We start from the raw sequence: 21,906 nt of genomic DNA, 5'->3' as shown, positions 1-21,906 counted from the left end.
CCGCTCAGGCTAACGGGGGTTCGGTCCGGCCGCTGATTCCGGCGGTCTCGGGCATAGCGGTCAGGTAGAGCATGAAACCGGCGCCGGCTACCGCAGCCAGTGTGAGAAATGCCGTGTTGTAGCCCGAGGTCGACACGATCTGGCCGGCGACGAAGTTCGACAATGCGGCGCCCACACCCCAGGCGGTGGTGATCGCCCCCAGGCTCACGTTGAAACGGCCGGTTCCGTGCGTGACGTCTTGTACGACCAGCGGGAACAGTGCACCGAAGATGCCCGCTCCCACCCCGTCGAGCAACTGCACCCCGACCAGCCAGTAGGAGTTGTCCCAAACCGGGTAGAGCAGCCCTCGGACGGTCAGGACCGCGAACCCCACCAGGAAGATCGGCTTGCGGCCCCAGGTATCGGCTTTGGCGCCGGCCAGATAGGCCACCGGCACCATCACCAGCTGGGCGGCCACGATGCACACCGCCATCAGCGCGGTGCCTATTTCGGTGTTGACCAGCGCCAGTTCCTGGCCGACCAACGGCAGCATCGCCGCATTGGCGAAGTGGAACATCACCACCGTCGCGGCGAACACCAGCAGTCGCCGGTTGCGCAGCAGCGCCGCGAATCCCGATGGCTGCCGATGGGGCTCACCGGCCAGATGATCCATGCCCCGCGCTACGTCGTGATCGATCGCGGACTCGGGTACGCCCAGCGTGGCCGCGACACTGAGCGCGGCCATGGCGGCCAGCATCCAGAACACCACGATCGGGCCGTAGAAGTAAGCCAGGGCACCGGTCGCGGCCGCGGTCACGGCATTGCCGGCATGGTTGAACGATTCGTTGCGGCCGATGCGTTTCGCGAACAGCCGTGGACCGACCACGCCCAGGGTGATCGCGGCCAGTGCGGGTGCGAACACCGAGCCCGCGACTCCGGTGAGCAGCTGCAATGCCGCGACGCTGTAGAAGCCGGGGAACAGCGGCATCGCCAATGCCGCAGCCGTGACGGCCAGCGCACCGACGACGAGCAATGCGCGTTTGGCGGTGGTTCGGTCGACCAGCGCGCCCACCGGGGTCTGCGCCACGACCGCGGCGACGCCGCCGATCGCCATGACGAGGCCGATCGACGCCTGGTCCCAATGGTGGGTCACCAGCAGGTAGATCGACAGGTAGGGCCCGAGGCCGTCGCGCACGTCGGCCAGGGTGAAGTTCAACAGGTCCAGCGCGTGCGCCAGCCGGCGCGGGATCGGGTCGGTTGCGGAGGCGGTCACCGGTTCCGAATCTCGTGAACCGGTAGGCACTCTCCTGAGAACCTGGGGCTAGACCTTGGGGCGGTCGTCGTCGCCGATCAGCAGCCGCACCGCCAGATCCAGCCGGGTGCTGAAGTCGGTGGCCGAGGCCCGTCGGGTCAGCCAGGCGAGCAGGTTCGACAGCCACACATCCGAGATCACCCGGGAGATGTGGTACTGCTCCTCCGTCGGCTCGCCGTCGCTCATCGCCCCGGCGAACATCGAGTCGATCAGCTTCTGAACGTGGTCGACCTCGCCGGCGGCCGACGCGTCGGCGAAGACGTACGCCCTGGTCATGGCCTCGGTGAGCAGGGGGTTGCGCTGCATGGCGCGGTTGAGCTTGTTGACCACCAGGTTCAGCCGCTGGTGCCGGGTGGTTTCTGCGAACGTCGCCGGGTCGGTCTTGGTGTCCACCCGTGCGATCTCCCGGCCCATCGCCGAGACCAGCAGGTGGACCTTCGATGGGAAGTACCGATACAGGGTGCCGACCGCGACGTCGGCGCGGTCGGCGACCGCACGCATCTGCACGGCGTCGTATCCGCCCTTGGAAGCAATCGCCAGGGTCGCATCAAGGATGCGTTTGCGGCGTTCGCGCTGTGCCTCGGAGCCGAGGTCGGCCTCGTTCAGCACAGCCACGCTGATGACGTCGCGGGGTTGTGTGCCCGATCCGCGGCCCGGGTTGCTGTCGACTGGTGACGGCATGTGGTGGGCGGCTCCTTCAGTTGACTTACTCGCCAGTAACGATACGCATCGCGTAGGGGAATCTCCCACCTCCAACACCCTCGGGACGCTATGTGTCCTGCCGCAACGGTTCGACTTGACGCATCGACGCTGGCACTATTAGAACACGTTCTAGTGACCTGACGTATCTGTTCGCCATGACCCAGAGGAGCCCAGCGTGTCAGTGAGTACCACGGAGACCCGTGCCGCCGACCAGCTCGCCGCCCGTGAGCTGGTCCGCGACTGGGCCGCCGGATCGGGCAGCGCCGAGGCGATTCGGGCCGTGGAGCTGGGCGAACCCGATGCGTGGCAACCGGTCTTCGCCCGGTTGGCGGAGCTGGGCCTGTTCGGGGTGGCGGTCGCCGAGGAGCACGGTGGCGCCGGCGGCCGGATCGAAGACCTGTGCGCCATGGTCGACGAGGCCGCCAAGGCATTGGTCCCGGGGCCGGTGGCAAGCACCGCGCTGGCCACCCTGGTGATTGCCGACCCGGCCCTGGCCGAGGCGCTGGCCAACGGCGAACGTGTTGCGGGCGTGGCCATTACCGACGCCGCGCTGAACTTCGACGCCGCGGCCGGGATGGTCTCGGGCACCGCCGAGCGCGTGCTGGGCGCCACCGCCGACGGGTTGCTGCTGTTGCCGGCCGGCGAGAGCTGGGTGCTGGTCGACGCACACGCCGATGGGGTGCAGGTCGAGCCGCTGACCGCCACCGACTTCTCCCGGCCACTGGCCAAGGTGACGCTGTCGGACGCACCGGCGACGGTCCTCGACGGCCCGGTGCAGAACCTGGCGGTCACGGTGCTGTCCGCGGAGGCCGCCGGGGTGGCCCGGTGGGCGCTGGACACCGCCGTCGAGTACGCGAAGGTGCGCGAGCAGTTCGGCAAGCCGATCGGCAGCTTCCAGGCCATTAAGCACCTGTGCGCGGAGATGCTGTGCCGGGCCGAACAGGCCGCCGTGGCCGCCGCCGATGTGGCTCGCGCCGCCGCTGACCCCGACGACCAGCAGTTCTCGATCGCCGCTGCGGTCGCTGCCGCCATCTGTATCGACGCCGCCAAGGCCAACGCCAAGGACTGCATCCAGGTCCTCGGCGGCATCGGCATCACCTGGGAGCACGATGCGCACCTGTACCTGCGCCGGGCCTACGGCATCGGGCAGGCGCTGGGTGGCGCCGAGCACTGGCTGCGCCGCGTCGCCGCACTGACCCGGGCCGGGGTGCGGCGCCGGCTCGAGGTCGACCTCGGCGATGACGCCGCGACCGCCGACCTGCGTCCCGCGATCGCCACGGAGGCAGCCCGGATAGCCGGGCTTCCCGCCGAACAGCGCCAGCCGGCGCTGGCCGAATCGGGTCTGCTGGCGCCGCACTGGCCGGTGCCCTACGGGCGCGCCGCCAGCGCGGGCGAACAGCTGGTGATCGACCAGGAACTGGCCGCGGCCGGTGTCGAACGCCCCGACCTGGTGATCGGTTGGTGGGCGGCGCCGACGATCCTCGAGCACGGCACGCCCGCGCAGATCGAGCGGTTCATCCCGGCCACCCTGACCGGCGAGATCTTCTGGTGCCAGCTGTTCTCCGAGCCGGGCGCCGGTTCGGATCTGGCCGCGCTGCGCACCAAGGCGGTCAAGGTCGACGGCGGCTGGCGACTGACCGGGCAGAAGGTGTGGACGTCGCGGGCCGACGATTCGCAGTGGGGAATCTGCCTGGCCCGCACCGATGCCGACGCGCCGAAACACAAGGGCATCACCTACTTCCTGCTCGACATGACCGCCGACGGCATCGACATCCGGCCGCTGCGTGAGATCACTGGTGATGCGCTGTTCAACGAGGTCTTCCTCGACGACGTCTTCGTGCCCGACGAGATGGTGGTCGGCAACGTCAACGACGGCTGGCGGCTGGCCCGCACCACGCTGGCCAACGAGCGCGTCGCGATCGCCGGCGGTACCGCGCTGGGCAACCCGATGGAGGAACTGCTCAAAGCCCTGGCGAATCGGGAGTCCGACACCGCCGCCGACGACCGGCTGGCCCGGCTGATCATCGCCGCCCAGGCCGGGTCGCTGCTGGATCAGCGCATCGCCCAGCTCGCCGTCGGCGGGCAGGACCCCGGCTCGGAGTCCTCGGTGCGCAAGCTGATCGGGGTGCGCTACCGCCAGGAGCTGGCCGAGTACCGGATGGACGTCACCGCCGGTGCGGGTGCGGTGGCCGGGCGTGAGGTGCACGACTTCCTCAACACCCGCTGCCTGTCGATCGCCGGCGGCACCGAGCAGATCCTGCTGACGCTGGCCGCCGAGCGGCTGCTGGGGCTGCCGCGCGGGTAGGCCCGGCTGGATTCGCGCCTCAGAACACCGTCTGGGCGCAGGTGGGCGGCGTGGTCAGGTTGATCCCGCCATAGACGACCTGTACGTGGGCGCAGACGATCACGTTGACATCGGTCTTGGGCCGACCGGTGGCGATGTCCAACACGTCGATGCTGCCGTTGGTCTGGTACTTCTCCGGCGGTCCTTCGCCGTAGTACATCGACTGGATCACCGCTCCGGTGCCGTCCTTGAACACCTTCGTGCCCGGCCCGCCGCGGTCTTTGAACCAGCCTTCGCCGCCGTCGGTGTGCACATCGAGATAGGCCGTGCGTTTAGAGGGGCGGATCTCGGTGGTCTGACGCGCCCACAGGTCCGGCGGGAAACCGGTTATGCCCTCCGGGGTCTGCAGTTGGACACCGGCGGTGAACCGGCACAGCGGCGGTGCGCTGCATTCGACCCAGCTGTGGGTCTGCAATTGGTCGAACTCGTTCACCGGGAACAACGAGGTCTTGGTATCACTGGCCGCCGACGCCGTCGCAGCGGGGACCAGCGCCGCCAACAGCATCAGCGCCACCGGAATCATCAGCAACCGCTTCATGTCGCACCAACCTAGCCGTGAGATCACTCGTCGTACGTAACTTCCACAGAATCGGTCTCGGGGTGGGCCTGGCACGCCAGGATCAGTCCCTCGGCGAGGTCCTGCGGCTCGAGAACGTCGTTGACCTCCATGGTGACGTCGCCCTTCTTCAGCACACAGGCGCAGGCGCCGCAGTGCCCCTCGCGGCAGGAGAACGGCGCGTCGAGGCCCTTGTCCAGCAGCAGATCCAGCAGCTTGACGTGGCGCGGCCAGGCCAGTTCATGTTTTTCGCCGTCCAACTCGACGGTGACGGTGGCCGGCGGCGCGGCGCCGTCGGCGGATTCGGGGGCGTCTTCGATCTTCACCGCGGCGAAGGGGTCGCTGTCCAGCGACTTGAACACCTCCAGGTGCACCTGCTCGGCCGGAAACTTGCAGTTCTCCAGGGCGTCGCGGGAGGCCTGCATGAACGGCCCCGGGCCGCAGATGAAGACCTGGCGGTCGGTGTAGGGCGCGGCCAGCTGGGCCAGCGCCGCCGGGGTGGGCAGGCCCTGTACCGACTCCAGCCAGTGCACGACGGTCAACCGGTCGGCGTACTCGGCGGCCAGCTCACGCAGCGCGGCGGCGAAGATCACCGAGCGCTCGTCGCGGTTGGCGTAGATCAGCGTCACCTTCCCGGTGCCCTGCGACAGTGCCGATTTGCAGATCGCCATCATCGGGGTGATCCCGCTGCCGGCGGCCAGCAGCAGGAAATCGGTGTCCAGTGACTTCGGCACGAAGTTGCCCGATGGTGCCAGCACATGCACCCGCATGCCGGCTTTGGCGTGGTCGCACAGCCAGTTCGACGCGTAGCCGTCCGCGGTCCGCTTGACGGTGACCGTCAGCGAGTCGTCGGAGAACGGCGAGCTGCACAGCGAGTAGCATCGGGCCACCGAACCGGTTCGGTCGCTGGGGATACGCAGGGTCAGGAACTGTCCGGGCGAGTACTTCAGCCGCGAGGCGGGGATCTCCGGATCGTCGGGCCCATCGGGCACGCCGAACACCAGCGAGCGCGCATCGTCGGTCTCGGCGATGACGTCGGTGATCTGCAGTTCCAGGACGTGGCTGCCGAGCGGTTCGTCCGGAATGGTCTCCGTCACAGCCTGCCCCTCATCGTCGGTCATAACTAGAACAGGTTACAGAAAACCGGTCCAGTATCGCTACCAGCCGCAGGAACACCGCACTCGACACAAATCGGAACGTGTTCTAGTCTCACACTTGACTGGTTGGAAAACCGGGCCTGTACCTGATCACTCCTGGGAGGCAATCTAGTGACGTCCATTCAACAGCGCGACGCGCAGGCAGTGCTCGACGCCATCGACGGGCTTCTCCCGCAGTTGCGCGAGCGCGCTCAGGAGACCGAGGACCTGCGTCGCCTGCCTGACGCCAACGTCAAGGCGCTCGAGGACGTCGGCTTCTTCCGGCTGCTGCAGCCCGAGCAGTGGGGCGGCCTGCAGTGCGACCCGACGATCTTCTACGAGGCGGTGCGCCGGCTGGCCAGCGCGTGCGGCTCCACCGGCTGGGTCGCCGGCATCATCGGCGTACACAACTGGCACCTGGCGCTCTTCGACCAGCAGGCCCAGGAAGACGTCTGGGGCGAGGACACCAGCGTCCGGATCTCGTCGTCGTACGCCCCGATGGGCGCCGGCGTCGTCACCGAGAACGCCGACGGTTACATCGTCAACGGCGCCTGGAACTGGTCGTCGGGCTGTGACCACGCCTCCTGGGCATTCCTGGGCGGCCCGGTGATCAAGGACGGCAAGCCCGTCGACTTCGGCAGCTTCCTGATCCCGATCTCCGACTACCGCATCGACGACGTCTGGCACGTGGTCGGACTGCGCGGCACCGGCAGCAACACCGTCGTGGTCAAGGACGCGTTCGTGCCGCGGCACCGCTTCCTGTCCTACAAGGCGATGAACGACCACAGCGCCGGCGGTTACGCGACCAACACCGCGCCGGTCTACAAGATGCCGTGGGGCACCATCCACCCCACCACCATCTCGGCCCCGATCATGGGCATGGCCTACGGCGCCTACGACGCGCACGTCGAGCACCAGGGCAAGCGGGTCCGGGCGGCGTTCGCCGGCGAGAAGGCCAAGGACGACCCGTTCGCCAAGGTCCGGATCGCCGAGGCGGCCAGCGACATCGACGCCGGCTGGAAGCAGCTGATCGGCAACGTCGGCGACGAGTACGCGCTGCTGGCGGCCGGCGAAGAGGTGCCGTTCGACCTGCGCGCCCGCGCCCGGCGTGACCAGGTGCGCGCCACCGGCCGGGCCATCGCCTCGATCGACCGGCTGTTCGAGGCGGCCGGTGCCACCGCGCTGGCCAACGACGCTCCGGTGCAACGGTTCTGGCGTGACGCGCACGCCGGCCGGGTGCACGCGGCCAACGACCCGGAGCGGGCGTACATGATCTTCGGCAACCACGAGTTCGGGTTGCCGCCCGGCGACACCATGGTCTGAGCCTGATGAGTATCCGTTCACTGGGGTATCTGCGGATCGAGGCCACCGACATGGTGGCCTGGCGTGACTTCGGGTGCAAGGTCCTCGGCATGGTCGAGGGCTCCGGCGCTACCGAGGGTGCGTTGTACCTGCGGATGGACGACTTCCCCGCCCGGCTGGTGATCGTGCCCGGTGACACCGACCGGTTGTTGGTGTCGGGCTGGGAGTGTGCCAACGCCGCAGGGCTGCAAGAGATCCGGCAGCGCCTGGAGGCCGAGGGCACGCCCTACAAGGAGGCCACCAAGGCCGAGCTGGCCGAGCGGTGCGTAGACGAGATGATCAGCTTCGACGACCCGTCGGGCAACCACCTGGAGGTATTCCACGGGGTGGCCCTGCAGCACCGCCGGGTGGTCAGCCCCTACGGGCACAAGTTCGTCACCGAGGAGCAGGGCCTGGGGCACGTGGTGCTCTCGACCAAGGACGACGCCGAGGCGCTGCACTTCTACCGCGACGTACTGGGTTTCCGGCTGCGTGACTCGATGAAGCTGCCCCCGCAGATGGTGGGCCGTCCGGCTGATGGTGACCCGGCATGGCTGCGGTTCTTCGGCTGCAACCCGCGCCACCACAGCCTGGCGTTCCTGCCGATGCCCACCCCGACCGGCATCGTGCACCTGATGGTCGAGGTCGGCGAGGCCGACGACGTCGGTCTGTGCCTGGACCGCGCCTACCGGCGCAAGGTGCCGATGGCCGCGACCCTGGGCCGGCACGTCAACGACAAGATGCTGAGCTTCTACATGAAGGCGCCCAGCGGGTTTCAGATCGAGTTCGGTTGTGAGGGCCTCGAAGTCGACGACGACGACTGGATCGCCCGGGAGAGCACCGCGGTCAGCCTGTGGGGCCACGACTTCACGGTGGGCTTCAAAGACCAGTGAGTTCCGAATCAAAGGCAGGTGACCTGCCGATCGACCCGCGCGCATTCCGCAACGCGCTCGGCCAGTTCTGCACCGGCATCACGATCATCACCACCACCGATGACGGTTTGCCGGTGGGTTTCGCCTGCCAGTCGTTCGCCGCGCTGTCGCTGGACCCGCCGCTGGTGCTGTTCTGCCCGACCAAGCAGTCGCGGTCCTGGCAGGCGATCGAGTCCAGCGGAAAGTTCTGCGTCAACATCCTCGCCGAGGAGCAGAAGGACGTCTGCGCGCGCTTCGGTTCGCGTGAGCCGGACAAGTTCGCCGGCGTGGACTGGAAGCCGTCGCCGCTGGGGTCGCCGATCCTGGCCCGGTCGCTGGCCCACATCGACTGCACCGTGGCCTCGGTGCACGACGGGGGCGACCACTTCGTGGTATTCGGTGCGGTGCAGTCGCTTTCGGACGTTCCCGAGGTCAAGCCGCGGCCGCTGCTGTTCTATCGCGGCGACTACACCGGCATCGAGCCGGACAAGACCACCCCGGCGCAGTGGCGCGACGACCTGGAGGCGTTCCTCACCGCTACGACCGACGACACCTGGCTGTAGGTCTTTCCCGCGCCGAGCCGGAATCCGGCGACGCTGACGCGGCGTGTCGCGTCGTGAGTTTCAGTCTCGCGGTCGCTGGCCGACGTCGGAATTCGTTCAGTGCAACGGGTTTCGCCAGCGCAGTCCGGGAAAGCGGGCGAAACCGCGGTCAGTGGTGATCCAGGTTGCGCCGTTTTCGATGGCCAAGGCAGCGTGATAGGCATCGGGAACGGAGTTGCCTTTGGCGTTCGTCTGCCGGCACAGCGAGTCGAAGATCTCCCAGTGTCGCGTGCCCGGTTGTAGCGGGACTGCGGTCGGACCTGAGCGAAGCGCTCGGCAAGAGTCCAGCGCTTGCTGCGTGGTGCTGGGCTGTTCGAATATCCGGTGGTTGGTGATTATTCGGGCCACGCCCGAAAGTACGAGCTCACTTATCCCGACGGGTTCGTCGCCGTTGAGCGCGTCATTGACCCAGACACGGAATCTGTCGTGGTCGGGGCTGTCCTGGCGGATTGCGTAGACACAGACGTTGACGTCAAGGAGCAGCATTGTCGCCCAGCAACTCGGCGAGGGCGTCCTTGTCGTCGAGGTCGACGCCGGGTAGTAGGCCGCCGTGACCGTGCGTCGGAAGTTCGAATGTATGGCGGATCGTCGAACCGGTGCCGCGGTGGAGCATGGCGCGCAATGCGTCGTCCAGGATGGCACCGAGCGGCCTCGACGTCCTTGCGGCTAAAACCTTCGCTTCAGCAAGGAGATGGTCGTCGATATTGACCGTGGTACGCACGTGCGCATCATATCATCAACTCGACGCATCATGATGCATGCCAGCGCTGCTGGTGCTCGGCATGGGTTTGCAGGTACGCGCCGGGGCCGTAGAACTCGTCGTAGAAGTCGGTGTCGAGGTGCTGGGCCTGCAGGTACATCAGCGCGTGCACGGTCGGCACCGTGCCGGGCAGCTTGCCGAACGTGTCGTAGATATACGAAGCCTGCAGCGTGACCAGTTCGGCGATGCCGTCCGGCGGCAGCGCGCAGGCCCGTACCTGGCGGGTATCGGCCCACGGGCCGCCGGTGTCGGGGTGAGATGGCCCGCCTGGGCCGAACTTTCGGGCCACCAACTTGTCCACGCCGTCGGCCACCGACGCCACGTGCGGTGGGCTGAGCGTCTCGAAATGTCCGGGCAGCCCGGTCACGTTCGGGAACGCCCAGCGCGGGTCGTCGCCGGCGACGAAGCCGAACCCGCCCAGCACCGACGGGCGGTCCAGTCCGTCGTAGATCCAGCCGCCCAGGCCCATCGCCTGCAGGCCGAGGGCGCCGTTGTGGGCGGCGATGGACAATTCGGCACTGGCCTCGGTCAGGGAGTACTGCTCGACGAACGACAGCGGGATCGGCTCGTCGGCGTGCGCCAGGTGGGAAAAACCTTGCAGCCCCGGGATTTCCCGGCCGTTGATGTCGTCGGTGATCCGATAGCCGTTGGCGGCGAAGAACCACAGGTTCTCCAGCAGGTGCTCGGCCAGATCGGCTACCGCGAACGCCAGCAGGCTGCCCGGATGGTTACCGATCCAGGTGTTGTGGCCCTCCATGTAGGGCTCTTCGCGGGGTAGTTGCAGCCGGGACTCCGACAGTCGCACATAGGAGTCCGCGGTGTGACTGATCCAGTCCTCGATGCTTGCGAAATCCTGCGGCGGCTGATCGCGGGTGGGCAGCAGATAGCAACCGGTGTCGTCGGTGAAGAACACCTGGCTGGTGTGAAAGCCCGCCGCCGAGGGCATCGCGCGCCCGGTGGCGCTGCCGGGATAGTTCGGCAGCGCCGGGGCGTATCCGGGGTGGTGCGCGATGCCGTCGTGCCAGCCGGTGACACCGGCCATCAGCGACAGCAGCAGGGCCCGCTCGACCTCGGACAACGGCTGCACCGGCCGACGGCTGGTGTAGGCCAACGCCCCGGACGGGATCGTGCCGCCGACCGGGAAACGCCGCGACCGGCGCCCGGTGATCGCGGCGAACAGCCCGAAGCCGGCCGCCTGCGCCAGCGCGGCCCGTTCGTGCTCACCGATGGCCAGGCTCATCGCCGGGCCTTACTTGCTGACGGTCTCCAGCAACATGGCCAGCTGGGTCGGCGAGACCGCGATGCCGCACTGGTTCTTGAGGTCGGTGAGCGGCTGGGCGATGCCCTGCAGGGTCGACAGCTGGTCGAGGTGGCCGATGAAGTACCCCTGCACCGAGGACTTGGCCTGGTCCGCCGGCATGGTGGCCGCGGCGGTGAGTACGTCGTTGGCCTCCGGGTGGTCGTTGAGGAATCCACCGGCCTGGCTCAGCACGCCGCTGGCGGTGGTAGAGAGCCCGGCTGCGGTGCAGTTACCGGGTGCGGCATCGGCGGGTGGGGTGCTGGTGGTCATCGTCGATGCGGCCACCGCACCAAGGATGCCGACGGCTGCCGCGCCGAGCGTCAGGCGAGTAGTCGTGGTTATGCGCATGGGTGTGGTCCCTTCAATCGATTCGAGCCTGTAGCCAACCTACCGGAGCGGCAGCCACGTGCCGAGGCGGTGCAGGGCTTGCGAGATATCGGCGGTGGGGCCCGCGAACGACAGTCGGACGAAGGTGTTGCCGCGTTCGGTGTCGAAATCGATGCCCGGGGCCAGCGCCAGCCCGGTCTCGGCCAGCAACCGCGCGCAGAACGTCAACGAGTCGTCGGTGTGCTCGGCAAGGTCGGCGTAGACGTAGAACGCCCCGTCGGTGGGCGCCAGCTTCTCGATGCCGATGTCGCGCAGGCCGCCCAGCAGCAGCTCCCGGTTGGCCGCGTAATGCCGCAGGTGGCCTTGCGCTTCGGTGGTTGCCTCCGGCGTGAAGGCCGCGACCGCCGCGTACTGGGACAGCACCGGCGGGCAGATGGTGAAGTTGCCGGTGAGCCGGTCGACCGCCCGTCGCAGCGCCGGCGGCACCAGCAGCCAGCCCAGTCGCCAGCCCGTCATCGCGTAGTACTTCGAGAAGCTGTTGGCCACCACTGCGTTGCGTGAGGTCTGCCAGGCGCAGCTGGTCTGCGGGGCGCCGTCATAGACCAGGCCGTGGTAGACCTCGTCGCTGATCAGCCGCACGCGCGCGTCGTCGCACCAGGTGGCGATCGCGGCCAGCTCCGCGGGTTCCAGCACGGTTCCGGTCGGATTGGCGGGGCTGGCCACGATCACCCCGGCCAGCGGCCCCTCGATCTCGGCCAGCATGGCAGCGGTGGGCTGGAAGCGGGTCTGTGGACCGCACGGGATCTCCACCACTTCGCAGCCCAACGCGGTCAGGATATTGCGGTAGCAGGGGTAGCCGGGGCTGGCGATCGCCACCCGGTCACCGGCGTCGAAGCAGGCCAGGAACGCCAGCAGGAAACCGCCCGAGGAACCGGTGGTCACCACCACGTCGTCGGGGTCCACGTTCACCCCGTAGCGGTCGGCGTACGAGCCGGCGATGGCCGTGCGCAGCTCCGGGATGCCCAGCGCGACGGTGTATCCCAACTGGTTGCGCCGCAGGGCGTCCGCGGCGGCGGCGCGCACCGGCTCGGGTGCGCCCACGCTGGGCTGGCCCGCAGACAGGTTCACCAGGTCGCCGTGGCTGCGCTGACGTTCGGCGGCGGCCAGCCACACATCCATCACGTGGAACGGCGGGATGCCGGCGCGCAGCGCGACACGATCGGTCATGCGGGCAGTCCTAAGAACGTGAATGGTTCGGCCGCCACGAAATGCGCTGAGCTCTCACCGGCCAGCGTGGTGTTTCCGGTGAGGTCGAGTTTGCGGGCATCGGCGCCCTCGGCGAGGTCGAGCTTGGCCAGATCGACCCAGAACACGTTGGGCGTCAACGCGGATTCGAACAGGTACAGCCTGCGGGTGTGGTGGGCGACCGTGCGCCAGCGAGTTGAGGAGATGTTCGGTTCGTCAGGCGTGGAGATGCCGAACGGCACCGACACGTTGCGCACCACGCTCAGCACCGACGCCAGCGCGACTATCGGATCGTCGACCTTCGGTATCGCGTTGACGTAGAACGACGCCCGGGCGAACCGGTCGGCGGCACGGTTGGTGCCGGGCAGCATCACGGTGCCGCCGAGCTGCTCCCAGTAGGCGTTGATCGCCAGTTGCTGGTCGAAGATGGGCGAATTCGTCATCACCTGGTAGTCGCGGTGGTGGTGGATGACCTGTTTGCCGCCAATGTATTCCACGATTGCGCTGTCGCCGGTGGCGTCCGATATCGACAGGTGCAGGGTGGCCAGCCGGTCCTCGCCGGGAACTCCGTCGGTGACGACCGCGAACGGTTCTGCGCTCAGGGCGGCAACGGCTTCGGCCACCGTGCCGAAATTGTCGAGCACGTACTGGGCCCAGGCTGCCACCGACAGTCCCGGCCGGGAGCCGTCGTAGGCGGGGTATTCGGATTCGGCCAGCCACAGCAGGTTGGCCGACAGGCCGGCTTCGTTCAAACCGTCGGTGGTGCATACGTTGTAGGCGCTGGCGGTCACGCTGGCGTAGCGGGAGGTCCACTGAATCGAGTTCGCGCCCGCCTGGCCGCTGCGCGCCATCCCGCGGGGGAATGCCCACAGGTCGGTGGCCAGGTCGACCTTCCAGTCCATCGACCGTCCGGTGATGATGTTGCCGTTAGGTCCCAGGTAGACCAGGCGAGTGCACATGCGCCTTACCGTACTGGCTTCTACAGCACCTCGGCCTGCAACCGCCGCAGATGCTCTGCCGGAAGGCCCAGCAGCTGCGAACTGCCGTGTGCGCGTTTGAAGTACAGCTGGATGTCGCTCTCCCAGGTGATCGCGATACCGCCGTGCAGCTGCACGGCCTCGCCCGCCACCTTGCTCAGCGCCTCGCTGGCGACCACGCGGGCCAGCGACGCCGACGTCGGCGACGGTTCGGCGATCGCGTCGTCGACGACGGCGCGGGCGGCCGAGACCGCGACAAACAGATCGGCCATCCGGTGCTTGAGCGCCTGGAAGCTGCCGATCGGCCGCCCGAACTGCACCCGGCTCTTGGTGTATTCCACGGTCAGGTCCAAACAGCGGGCTGCCGTGCCGATCTGCTCGGCGGCCAGCAGGATCGCCGCGTAGTCCGCGATGCCGGGGTCGGCGCCGATCGGTGCGCTCGTCTCGGCGGTGATCCGGCCCAGCCGTCGGGTCGGGTCCATGGTGGCTACCGGCTCGGCGCGAAATGCGGTCCAGCGTTGCAATTGACCGTCCTGGGCGCTGATGACCACGTCGTCTGGGCCGACGACGTCGCCGTTGAGCGCCGTGTTGTCCTGGCCGAAGACCACGGTTCCGATCGTGGTACCGGCGGCCAGGTTCTCCAGGGTGTCGGCATCGGGTTCGGAAGCGGCCAGCAGTGCCAGTTCGGCGAGGATGGTGCCCAGCAGCGGGGTGGGCACCAGCGTCTTGCCCAGTTCCTCGAGAACCACTGCGGCATCGCCCAATTCGCCACCTGCGCCGCCGAGTTCCTCGGGCACCACCAGGGCTGCGGCGCCGACCTGCTCGCACAGCAGCTGCCACAGGTTCTCGTCGTAGCCGCGCTCGGATTCCATCGCCACTCGTACCGCTTTGGGGCCGGCGTGCTTGTCGACCAGTGCGGCCACGGTTGCGCGCAACAGGTCGCGTTCGGTGCTCATGCCTCGGCTCCTGCTCGTTCGTCCCTCACTCGCGAGTCACCTTCGGTGTTACGTGCCGCCATCTAGATCGCCTCCAACACTCGACGCCGGTGGGCGGTGGGATCGCCCCAGGCCGGGCGCAGCGCCTGCACCCGCAGCAACCACAGTGACAGGTCGCATTCGCTGGTGAAGCCGATGGCGCCGTGGGTCTGCAGCGCCGAGTGCGCGGCCAGTAGAGCGGCATCCGAGGCCGCCACCTTGGCGGCGCTGACGTCGCGTGCGGTGTCGGCGGAGCCCTCTGCGAGAGAGAGCGCCGCGCCGTACACCAGCGGGCGGGCCAACTCCAGGGCGATGTGTACGTCGGCAAGCTTGTGTTTGATGGCCTGGTAGCCGCCGATCACCCGGCCGAACTGGGTGCGCTGCTTGGCGTAGTCGACCGCGGTGTCCAGCATCGCCTGCCCGGCGCCGATCAGCTGCGCGGCGGTTGCCAGGGCGCCCAGTTCGTAGGCGCGGGCGGTGTCGGCCTCCCACGTCGAGCCGGTGGCGGTGACGTCGAAGACGCCGCGGCTGGGGTCCACCGATGCGTGGCGGGTGCCGGCCTGGGCTACCGAGGCTGTCCCGTTCTGGCCCAGCAGAACGAGGTCGGCGACGTGAGCGTCCACGGCCCGCGGGGTGTGCGGCGGCAGCGCCACGCTGGCGATCAGCTCACCGGCGGCCAGCCCGGCCAGTTGCTCCGCGGCCTCGGGTGCACCGGCCAGCAGTGTCGGTGCGACCGCAATCGACTCCACCACCGGCCCGGGCACGCACCAGCGGCCCAGCGCCTCGATGGCCACCACCAGGTCCACCGGGTGGGCGCCGATACCGTCGAACTCCTCCGGTACGGCCAGCGCGGTGACGCCGAGCTCGGACAGCTGGTTCCACACCCGCTTGCCGGCCGCGGTGTCACCCGATGACCAGGCGCGCACCGCACCGGGGACGTCGGCCGCACCCAGCGCGGCGTCGATACTGGCCGCGAAGTCGCGCTGCTCTTGGTCTAGATCGAATTTCACTTCTTCTCCCGGGGCAGGCCCAGCAGCCGCTCGGCGATGATGTTGCGCTGGATCTCGTTGGTGCCGGCGTAGATCGGGCCGCCGAGCGAGAACAGGTAGCCGTGGGTCCAGGCGTCGGCGAGTTCCCCGTCGGCGCCGCGGATGTCCAGGCCGGTCTGGTGCAGCGCAACGTCGAGGTCCGACCAGAACACCTTGGTCACCGAGGATTCCGCGCCCAGCTCACCGCCGGCGGCCAGTCGGGTCACGGTGCCGAACGTCTGCAACCGGTAGGCCTGCGCGGCGATCCAGGCGTCGGCGACGCGGTCGGTGAACACCGGGTCGGCGCCGCGCTCTTTCCACATTGCCGCCAGCTTCTCCGCGCCCACCACGAAGCGGGCGGGGCTGCGCAGGCTCATGCCGCGCTCATTGCTCGACGTGCTCATGGCCGCGCGCCAGCCCTCGTTCGGCTCGCCGATCACGTCTTCGTCTGGGACGAACACGTCGTCGAGGAAGATCTCGCCGAAACCGGTCTCACCGCCGAGTTGTTCGATGGCGCGCACGGTGATCCCGTCGGCTTTCAGGTCGAACATGAAGTACGTCAGGCCGTGGTGACGCTGGGCTTCGGGGTCCGAGCGGAACAGTCCGAAGCCGCGTTCGCCGAACGGGGCCCGCGAGCTCCAGATCTTCTGCCCGTTGAGTTTCCAGCCACCGTCTACCTTGGTGGCCGTCGATCGCAGCGACGCCAGGTCACTGCCGGACTCGGGCTCCGACCACGCTTGGGCCCAGATCTCCTCGCCGGAGGCCATTTTCGGCAGGATGCGGTCGAGCTGCTCGTTCGTGCCGTGAGCGAACAGCGTCGGCGCCAGCATCGAGGTGCCGTTGGCGCTGGCCCGGCCGGGCGCACCGGAGCGGAAGTACTCCTCTTCGTAGACCACCCACTGCAGCATGCTGGCGTCGCGGCCGCCGTACTTCTTCGGCCAGGCGATCACCGACAGGCCGGCGCCGAAGAGCACCTTGTCCCAACGTCGGTGCTGCTCGAAACCCTCTGCGGTGTCGTAGGAGTCGGTCGGGAACGACGCCCGATTGTCCTCCAGGAACGCCCGGACCTCGGCCCGGAAGGCCTCGGTCTCGTCGTCGAAATTCAGGTCCATCAGGCCCACTCTCTCAACTGCGGTTTAACCACCTTGCCGCCTGGATTGCGCGGCAGGGAGTCGGTGAAGGTCACCACTCGGGGTGCCTTGAAGTTCGCCAAATGCTCACGGGCGTACGCGATCACCGCTTCTTCGCTCAGCTCGGCACCGGGCCGGCGGACGATGAAGGCCCGTCCCACCTCGCCCAGGCGCTCGTCGGGGATCCCGATCACCGCGGCGTCGGCCACCCCGTCGATGCGGGCGAGCACCTGCTCGATCTCGGCGGGGTAGACGTTGAAGCCACCGCAGATGTACATGTCCTTGAGCCGGTCGGTGATCCGCAGGTTTCCGGCGGCATCCACGGTGCCGATGTCGCCGGTGTGCAGCCATCCGTCGGCGTCGATCGCCGCCGCGGTGGCCTCGGGGTCGTCGAGGTAGCCGAGCATGATGTTGTCGCTGCGCAGCAGCACCTCACCGGAATCGGGTCCATCGATCCGCAGCTCGAAGTCGCCGATCGGGCGCCCGCAGGTGGTGGCGACGGTGACGGCGTCGTCGTCGGCCCGGCACATGGTGCCGAACCCGCCGGACTCGGTCAGCCCGTACGCGGTCAGCACGATGTCGATGTCGAGCTCGGTCTGCATCCGCTCGATCAGCACCACCGGCACGGTGGCCGCCCCGGTCACCGCGAAGCGCAGCGAGCTCAGGTCGTGGTTGTCGCGCTCGGGGTGATCCAGCAGGGTCTGGTAGATGGTCGGCGGGCCCGGCAGCACGGTGATCCTGTGCTGCTCGATGGCGCGCAGCGCCCCGGCCGGGTCGAAGGTCAGCTGCGGGATCAGGGTGGCGCCGGTCTGCAGGCAGGCCAGGATCCCGGCCTTGTAGCCGAAGTTGTGGAAGAACGGGTTGATGCACAGGTAGCGGTCATCGGCGGTCATCTGACCGCAGTCGGCCCAGGCCGCCGGCCCGGCCAAGGACTGCCGGTGTGCGCACAGCACGCCTTTGCTGCGGCCGGTGGTGCCGGAGGTGAACAGGATGTCGGACAGGTCGTCGGGGCCGACCGCGGCAGCGCGCGCATCGATTTCGGCGGCCGGCACCGCGGCCCCTGCGGCGACGAAGTCGTCCCAGTTACCGTCTTCGGCTTCGATGGGCACCCGGACGACGTGCTGCAGGTCGGGCAGTTCGGCGCGGTCCAGCTCGGCCAGCCGGTCGGCTTTGAGGAACCGGCCCATACCGACCAGCACCTTGGCTTTGCTGCGGGCCAGGATGTCGGTGGCCTCCGATGCGGTGTAGCGGGTGTTCAGCGGCACCAGCACCGCGCCGGCGTAGTGGGTGCCCAGGCAGGTGACGACCCAGTGCCAGGTGTTCGGCGACCACAGCGCGACCCGGTCACCGGCCTGGACTCCGAGGGCGATCAGCGCGGCCGCGACCCGGCGCACCTCGCTGCGCAACTGGCCGTAGGTGAGGCCGATATCGTCGGTGAGCAGCGCGTGATGGTCGGGGAGTTCGCCCGCGATGTGGTCCAGGGCCGCAGGCGTGGTCCGCGGGTGGCTAGACATCGGGGACTCCCTGGTGTGTTCGATGGCTCGTAGCCGAGCAAGTGCTTGGTAGGTTAGCCTACAGGGGTGCAAGCAGTCGAGGAGTTCCGGGCCGAGGTCCGCGCATGGCTGGCAGACAACCTGGTCGGCGACTTCGCCAAGCTCAAGGGCCTCGGCGGCCCGGGCCGCGAACACGAGGCGTTCGAGGAACGCGCCGCGTGGAACCGCCATCTGGCCGACGCCGGGCTGACCTGTCTGGGCTGGCCGGTCGAACACGGCGGGCGCGGTCTGTCGGTGGCGCACCGAGTGGCGTTCTACGAGGAATACGCCCGCGCCGACGCGCCGGACAAGGTCAACCACCTCGGCGAAGAGCTGCTCGGTCCGACGCTGATCGCGTTCGGCACTCCCGAACAGCAGAAGCGCTTCCTGCCGGGCATTCGCAATGTCACCGAGTTGTGGTGCCAGGGCTACTCCGAGCCCGGCGCCGGCAGCGACCTGGCCAACGTGGCCACCACCGCGGTGCTTGACGGCGACGCCTGGGTGATTAACGGCCAGAAGGTCTGGACCTCCCTGGCGCACCTGTCGCAGTGGTGCTTCGTGGTCGCCCGCACCGAGAAGGGCTCCAAGCGGCACAACGGGCTGTCCTACCTGCTGGTGCCGCTGGACCAGCCGGGAGTCGAGATCCGCCCCATCGTGCAGCTCACCGGCACCTCGGAGTTCAACGAGGTGTTCTTCGACGACGCTCGCACCGAGGCCGACCTGGTGGTCGGCGAGCCCGGCGACGGCTGGAAGGTCGCGATGGGCACGCTCACCTTCGAGCGCGGCGTGTCCACCCTCGGCCAGCAGATCCGTTACGCCCGTGAACTTTCCGCACTGGCCGAGCTCGCCGCGCGCAACGGCGCCGCCGAAGACCCGCTGATCCGCGAACGGCTCGCCCGGGCCTGGGTGGGCCTGCGGTCGATGCGGTCGTATGCGTTGGCCACCATGGACGTGGAGCAGCCCGGGCAGGACAACGTCTCGAAACTGTTGTGGGCCAACTGGCATCGCGACCTGGGCGAGCTGGCCATGGATGTGATCGGGCGCGACTCGATGGTGCTGGCCGACGGCGAGTTCGACGAATGGCAGCGGCTCTACCTGTTCACCCGCTCGGACACCATCTACGGCGGGTCCAACGAGATTCAGCGCAACATCATCGCCGAGCGGGTTCTCGGCCTACCCCGAGAGGCAAAGGGATGAACCTGACGCAAGCGCCGGAGGAGATCGCCGGACACGGGCTGCTGGGGGGCAAGACCGTGCTGGTCACCGCAGCCGCCGGTACCGGCATCGGCTCCACCACCGCGCGACGGGCGCTGCTCGAGGGCGCCGACGTCGTGGTCTCCGACTACCACGAGCGCCGCCTGACCGAGACCCGCGACGAACTGGCCGCCCTCGGGCTGGGCCGGGTGGAGGGCGTGGTCTGCGACGTCACATCCACCGCCGCGGTGGACGCGCTGTTCGACGAGGCTGTGGCCAAGATGGGCCGGCTCGACGTGCTGGTCAACAACGCCGGCCTGGGCGGGCAGACCCCGGTCATCGACATGACCGACGACGAGTGGGACCGCGTCCTGGACGTCACGCTCACCTCGGTGATGCGGGCGACCCGCGCCGCGCTGCGATACTTCCGGGGCGTGGACCACGGCGGGGTGATCGTCAACAACGCCAGTGTGTTGGGTTGGCGCGCACAGCATTCCCAGTCCCACTACGCCGCAGCCAAGGCCGGCGTGATGGCGCTGACCCGGTGCAGCGCGATCGAGGCAGTCGACTACGGCGTGCGTATCAACGCCGTCTCGCCGTCGATCGCCCGGCACAAGTTCCTGGAGAAGACCAGCTCCGCCGAACTGCTGGACCGGTTGTCGGAGGGTGAGGCCTTCGGCCGGGCCGCCGAGCCGTGGGAGATCGCCACCACCATCGCGTTCCTTGCCAGCGACTACTCCAGTTACCTGACCGGCGAGGTCATCTCGGTTTCCAGCCAGCGGGCCTGACGCCATGACGCGTCGTGACGAACTCCTGAACCTGGCCGCGGAGATGATCGCCGAGCGTGGCCTTCATGCCACCACGGTGCGCGACATCGCCGACGCCGCAGGGATTCTGTCCGGCAGCCTGTATCACCACTTCGCCTCCAAGGAGGCCATGGTCGACGAGGTGCTGCGCGACTTCCTGGACTGGTTGTTCGACCGCTATCAGCAGATCATCGACAGCCATGCCAATCCGCTGGACCGGCTCACCGGGCTGTTCCTGGCCTCGTTCGACGCGATCGAGCACCGGCACGCCCAGGTCGTCATATACCAGGACGAAGCCAAGCGGTTGTCGGACCAGGAACGCTTCTCCTACGTCGACGAACGCAACCGCCAGCAACGCAAGATGTGGCTCGACGTGCTGCAACAGGGTGTTGCCGAGGGCTACTTTCGACCCGACCTCGACGTCGACCTGGTCTATCGCTTCATCCGTGACACCACCTGGGTTTCGGTGCGCTGGTACCGGCCCGGGGGAACCCTCACCGCCGAGCAAGTCGGCAAACAGTATCTCGCCATCGTTCTCGGCGGAATCACCACAGAAGGAGTCTGAAATGGCCGCACAGGTCTCACAAGCGTATGTGATCGACGCCGTTCGCACCGCCGTCGGAAAGCGCAACGGATCCCTGGCCGGAGTTCACCCGATCGACTTGGGCGCGTTGGCATTTCGCGGCCTTCTGGACCGGGTCGGCGTCGACCCGGCCGCTGTTGATGACGTGATCACCGGTTGCGTGGACGCGATCGGCGGTCAGGCCGGCAACATCGGCCGGTTGGCCTGGCTGGCCGCCGGTTACCCCGAGGGCGTTCCGGGCGTCACCGTCGACCGGCAGTGCGGCTCCAGCCAGCAGGCGATCTCCTTTGGCGCGCAGGCCATCATGTCGCGCACCGCGGACCTGATCGTGGCCGGCGGCGTGCAGAACATGAGCTGGATCCCGATCTCCTCGGCGATGGTCGTCGGCGAGCAGTTCGGCTTCACCTCGCCCACCAACGAGTCGAAGAAGTGGCTGGAGCGCTACGGCGACGAGGAGGTCTCGCAGTTCCGCGGCGCCGAGATGATCGCCGAGCGCTGGGACATCTCCCGCGAGGACATGGAGCGTTTCGCCCTGCAGAGCCACCAGCGGGCGTTCGCCGCGATCGCCGAGGGTCGCTTCGACAACGAGATCATCCCGGTTGATGTGGACGGCAACAGCTTCGGGACCGACGAGTGCCCGCGCGAATCCACGCTGGAGAAGATGGCCGGCCTTAAGACCCTCGTCGACGGCGGCCGGCTGACCGCTGCGGTGTCCAGTCAGATCTGCGACGGCTCGGCCGCGGTGCTGCTGGCCTCAGAAAGCGCGGTGCAGGCGCACGGCCTGCGGCCGCGTGCCCGCATCCACCACATCAGCGCCCGCGGCGACGACCCGGTGATCATGCTGACCGGCCCGATTCCGGCCACCCGGTACGCCTTGGACAAGACCGGCCTGAGCATCGACGACATCGACGTTGTCGAGATCAACGAGGCCTTCGCGTCGGTGGTGCAGGCCTGGATGAAGGAATTCCCGATCGACCCGGCGAAGGTCAACCCGAACGGCGGTGCGATCGCTTTGGGACACCCGTTGGGTGCAACCGGTGCAAAACTGTTCACCACCATGCTCAACGAACTGGAGCGCACCGGCGGCCGCTACGGCCTGCAGACGATGTGCGAGGGCGGCGGCACGGCCAACGTCACCATCATCGAGCGGCTCGGCGATTAAGCTTC

General features: G+C 68.2%; 22 protein-coding genes. 8 read left to right on the top strand and 14 right to left on the bottom strand.

The features are described 5' to 3' along the window. Positions 1-4: 4 nt before the first annotated feature. The gene (locus K6T84_RS13620) at positions 5-1,252 is read right to left on the bottom strand and encodes an MFS transporter (RefSeq protein WP_224863108.1); all 1,248 of its coding nucleotides are present in this window, start codon (positions 1,250-1,252) and stop codon (positions 5-7) included. Between the two features lie 48 nt (positions 1,253-1,300). Next, a complete protein-coding gene (gene kstR / locus K6T84_RS13615; RefSeq protein WP_224863106.1) occupies positions 1,301-1,972 on the bottom strand; it encodes a cholesterol catabolism transcriptional regulator KstR in 672 nt (223 codons plus the stop codon). Positions 1,973-2,168: 196 nt separating this feature from the next. On the opposite strand from kstR, the gene K6T84_RS13610 reads away from it, so the two are divergent. Next, on the top strand, positions 2,169-4,298 hold the full coding sequence (locus K6T84_RS13610) for an acyl-CoA dehydrogenase family protein (protein WP_224863097.1): 2,130 nt from the start codon (positions 2,169-2,171) through the stop codon (positions 4,296-4,298). 19 nt (positions 4,299-4,317) lie between these two features. Here the strand turns inward: K6T84_RS13610 and K6T84_RS13605 are convergent, their stop codons facing one another. Further along, positions 4,318-4,875: a hypothetical protein gene (locus tag K6T84_RS13605; protein ID WP_225400811.1), complete on the bottom strand. Its 558-nt coding sequence runs from the start codon at positions 4,873-4,875 to the stop codon at positions 4,318-4,320. Between the two features lie 23 nt (positions 4,876-4,898). Beyond that, on the bottom strand, positions 4,899-5,990 hold the full coding sequence (locus K6T84_RS13600) for a ferredoxin--NADP reductase (RefSeq protein WP_225402069.1): 1,092 nt from the start codon (positions 5,988-5,990) through the stop codon (positions 4,899-4,901). A gap of 171 nt (positions 5,991-6,161) precedes the next feature. Between K6T84_RS13600 and hsaA the strand changes: the two genes are divergently transcribed. The 3 genes from hsaA to hsaB are packed head-to-tail and all read left to right on the top strand — an operon-like array spanning position 6,162 to position 8,844. Beyond that, on the top strand, positions 6,162-7,352 hold the full coding sequence (hsaA, locus tag K6T84_RS13595) for a 3-hydroxy-9,10-secoandrosta-1,3,5(10)-triene-9,17-dione monooxygenase oxygenase subunit (RefSeq protein ID WP_224863093.1): 1,191 nt from the start codon (positions 6,162-6,164) through the stop codon (positions 7,350-7,352). A gap of 5 nt (positions 7,353-7,357) precedes the next feature. After that, positions 7,358-8,263 (top strand): iron-dependent extradiol dioxygenase HsaC, encoded by a 906-nt coding sequence (hsaC, locus tag K6T84_RS13590; protein ID WP_225400810.1) that lies wholly within the window; start codon positions 7,358-7,360, stop codon positions 8,261-8,263. A 23-nt stretch (positions 8,264-8,286) separates the two neighbouring features. Further along, entirely contained in the window at positions 8,287-8,844 is a 558-nt protein-coding gene (gene hsaB, locus K6T84_RS13585) for a 3-hydroxy-9,10-secoandrosta-1,3,5(10)-triene-9,17-dione monooxygenase reductase subunit (protein ID WP_224866006.1), read from the top strand. A 96-nt stretch (positions 8,845-8,940) separates the two neighbouring features. Here hsaB and K6T84_RS13580 read toward each other — a convergent pair whose 3' ends face one another. From K6T84_RS13580 to fadD3, 10 genes are all read right to left on the bottom strand, one after another. After that, entirely contained in the window at positions 8,941-9,369 is a 429-nt protein-coding gene (locus tag K6T84_RS13580; RefSeq protein WP_224863089.1) for a type II toxin-antitoxin system VapC family toxin, read from the bottom strand. Further along, positions 9,356-9,604, bottom strand: coding sequence for a type II toxin-antitoxin system VapB family antitoxin (locus K6T84_RS13575; RefSeq protein ID WP_224863087.1), 249 nt, complete (start codon positions 9,602-9,604; stop codon positions 9,356-9,358). The genes K6T84_RS13580 and K6T84_RS13575 overlap by 14 nt, the downstream gene beginning before the upstream one ends. Before the next feature lie 28 nt (positions 9,605-9,632). Beyond that, a complete protein-coding gene (locus K6T84_RS13570; protein WP_225400809.1) occupies positions 9,633-10,883 on the bottom strand; it encodes a hypothetical protein in 1,251 nt (416 codons plus the stop codon). Positions 10,884-10,892: 9 nt separating this feature from the next. Further along, on the bottom strand, positions 10,893-11,291 hold the full coding sequence (locus K6T84_RS13565) for a heme-binding protein (RefSeq protein ID WP_225400808.1): 399 nt from the start codon (positions 11,289-11,291) through the stop codon (positions 10,893-10,895). 39 nt (positions 11,292-11,330) lie between these two features. Beyond that, positions 11,331-12,497, bottom strand: a complete 1,167-nt coding sequence (locus K6T84_RS13560; RefSeq protein WP_225400807.1) for a pyridoxal phosphate-dependent aminotransferase — start codon at positions 12,495-12,497, stop codon at positions 11,331-11,333. After that, positions 12,494-13,474 (bottom strand): bile salt hydrolase, encoded by a 981-nt coding sequence (gene bsh, locus K6T84_RS13555; protein ID WP_225400806.1) that lies wholly within the window; start codon positions 13,472-13,474, stop codon positions 12,494-12,496. Before bsh ends, K6T84_RS13560 begins: the two co-directional genes overlap by 4 nt. 20 nt (positions 13,475-13,494) lie before the next feature. Next, positions 13,495-14,448, bottom strand: coding sequence for an acyl-CoA dehydrogenase IpdE2 (gene ipdE2 / locus K6T84_RS13550; RefSeq protein WP_225400805.1), 954 nt, complete (start codon positions 14,446-14,448; stop codon positions 13,495-13,497). A gap of 62 nt (positions 14,449-14,510) precedes the next feature. Next, the gene (locus K6T84_RS13545) at positions 14,511-15,476 is read right to left on the bottom strand and encodes an acyl-CoA dehydrogenase family protein (RefSeq protein ID WP_225400804.1); all 966 of its coding nucleotides are present in this window, start codon (positions 15,474-15,476) and stop codon (positions 14,511-14,513) included. Then, a complete protein-coding gene (locus K6T84_RS13540) occupies positions 15,473-16,606 on the bottom strand; it encodes an acyl-CoA dehydrogenase family protein (RefSeq protein WP_225400803.1) in 1,134 nt (377 codons plus the stop codon). Before K6T84_RS13540 ends, K6T84_RS13545 begins: the two co-directional genes overlap by 4 nt. Beyond that, positions 16,606-18,138 (bottom strand): 3-((3aS,4S,7aS)-7a-methyl-1,5-dioxo-octahydro-1H-inden-4-yl)propanoate--CoA ligase FadD3, encoded by a 1,533-nt coding sequence (gene fadD3, locus K6T84_RS13535; protein ID WP_225400802.1) that lies wholly within the window; start codon positions 18,136-18,138, stop codon positions 16,606-16,608. The genes K6T84_RS13540 and fadD3 overlap by 1 nt, the downstream gene beginning before the upstream one ends. Positions 18,139-18,204: 66 nt before the next feature. Here fadD3 and ipdE1 point away from each other — a divergent pair, with 66 nt between their 5' ends. Genes ipdE1 through fadA6 form a run of 4 tightly spaced genes read left to right on the top strand, consistent with a single transcriptional unit; the run spans position 18,205 to position 21,901 of the window. Beyond that, complete coding sequence (gene ipdE1 / locus K6T84_RS13530; protein WP_225397393.1) at positions 18,205-19,353, top strand: acyl-CoA dehydrogenase IpdE1; 1,149 nt, start codon at positions 18,205-18,207, stop codon at positions 19,351-19,353. Next, complete coding sequence (gene ipdF / locus K6T84_RS13525) at positions 19,350-20,138, top strand: (5R,7aS)-5-hydroxy-7a-methyl-1-oxo-2,3,5,6,7,7a-hexahydro-1H-indene-carboxyl-CoA reductase (protein WP_225397392.1); 789 nt, start codon at positions 19,350-19,352, stop codon at positions 20,136-20,138. The genes ipdE1 and ipdF overlap by 4 nt, the downstream gene beginning before the upstream one ends. A gap of 4 nt (positions 20,139-20,142) precedes the next feature. Continuing rightward, positions 20,143-20,721, top strand: coding sequence for a TetR family transcriptional regulator KstR2 (kstR2, locus tag K6T84_RS13520; protein WP_225397391.1), 579 nt, complete (start codon positions 20,143-20,145; stop codon positions 20,719-20,721). A gap of 1 nt (position 20,722) precedes the next feature. Next, on the top strand, positions 20,723-21,901 hold the full coding sequence (fadA6, locus tag K6T84_RS13515; RefSeq protein ID WP_225397390.1) for a steroid 3-ketoacyl-CoA thiolase FadA6: 1,179 nt from the start codon (positions 20,723-20,725) through the stop codon (positions 21,899-21,901). Positions 21,902-21,906 lie beyond the last annotated feature (5 nt).

The sequence above is a fragment of the Mycobacterium zoologicum genome (genome assembly GCF_020181635.2).
Classification (GTDB): domain Bacteria; phylum Actinomycetota; class Actinomycetes; order Mycobacteriales; family Mycobacteriaceae; genus Mycobacterium; species Mycobacterium zoologicum.
This window is presented reverse-complemented; position numbering and strand designations above follow the sequence as displayed.

What these genes read in the sequence shown, in the direction of transcription:
- fadA6 (WP_225397390.1), top strand. Translation starts at nt 20,723, where the DNA reads ATGGCCGCACAGGTCTCACAAGCGTATGTGATCGACGCCGTTCGCACC.
- bsh (WP_225400806.1), bottom strand. Translation starts at nt 13,474, where the DNA reads ATGTGCACTCGCCTGGTCTACCTGGGACCTAACGGCAACATCATCACC.
- K6T84_RS13540 (WP_225400803.1), bottom strand. Translation starts at nt 16,606, where the DNA reads ATGGACCTGAATTTCGACGACGAGACCGAGGCCTTCCGGGCCGAGGTC.
- K6T84_RS13565 (WP_225400808.1), bottom strand. Translation starts at nt 11,291, where the DNA reads ATGCGCATAACCACGACTACTCGCCTGACGCTCGGCGCGGCAGCCGTC.
- ipdF (WP_225397392.1), top strand. Translation starts at nt 19,350, where the DNA reads ATGAACCTGACGCAAGCGCCGGAGGAGATCGCCGGACACGGGCTGCTG.
- K6T84_RS13570 (WP_225400809.1), bottom strand. Translation starts at nt 10,883, where the DNA reads ATGAGCCTGGCCATCGGTGAGCACGAACGGGCCGCGCTGGCGCAGGCG.
- K6T84_RS13605 (WP_225400811.1), bottom strand. Translation starts at nt 4,875, where the DNA reads ATGAAGCGGTTGCTGATGATTCCGGTGGCGCTGATGCTGTTGGCGGCG.
- kstR (WP_224863106.1), bottom strand. Translation starts at nt 1,972, where the DNA reads ATGCCGTCACCAGTCGACAGCAACCCGGGCCGCGGATCGGGCACACAA.
- ipdE2 (WP_225400805.1), bottom strand. Translation starts at nt 14,448, where the DNA reads ATGAGCACCGAACGCGACCTGTTGCGCGCAACCGTGGCCGCACTGGTC.
- fadD3 (WP_225400802.1), bottom strand. Translation starts at nt 18,138, where the DNA reads ATGTCTAGCCACCCGCGGACCACGCCTGCGGCCCTGGACCACATCGCG.
- kstR2 (WP_225397391.1), top strand. Translation starts at nt 20,143, where the DNA reads ATGACGCGTCGTGACGAACTCCTGAACCTGGCCGCGGAGATGATCGCC.
- hsaC (WP_225400810.1), top strand. Translation starts at nt 7,358, where the DNA reads ATGAGTATCCGTTCACTGGGGTATCTGCGGATCGAGGCCACCGACATG.
- K6T84_RS13580 (WP_224863089.1), bottom strand. Translation starts at nt 9,369, where the DNA reads ATGCTGCTCCTTGACGTCAACGTCTGTGTCTACGCAATCCGCCAGGAC.
- K6T84_RS13560 (WP_225400807.1), bottom strand. Translation starts at nt 12,497, where the DNA reads ATGACCGATCGTGTCGCGCTGCGCGCCGGCATCCCGCCGTTCCACGTG.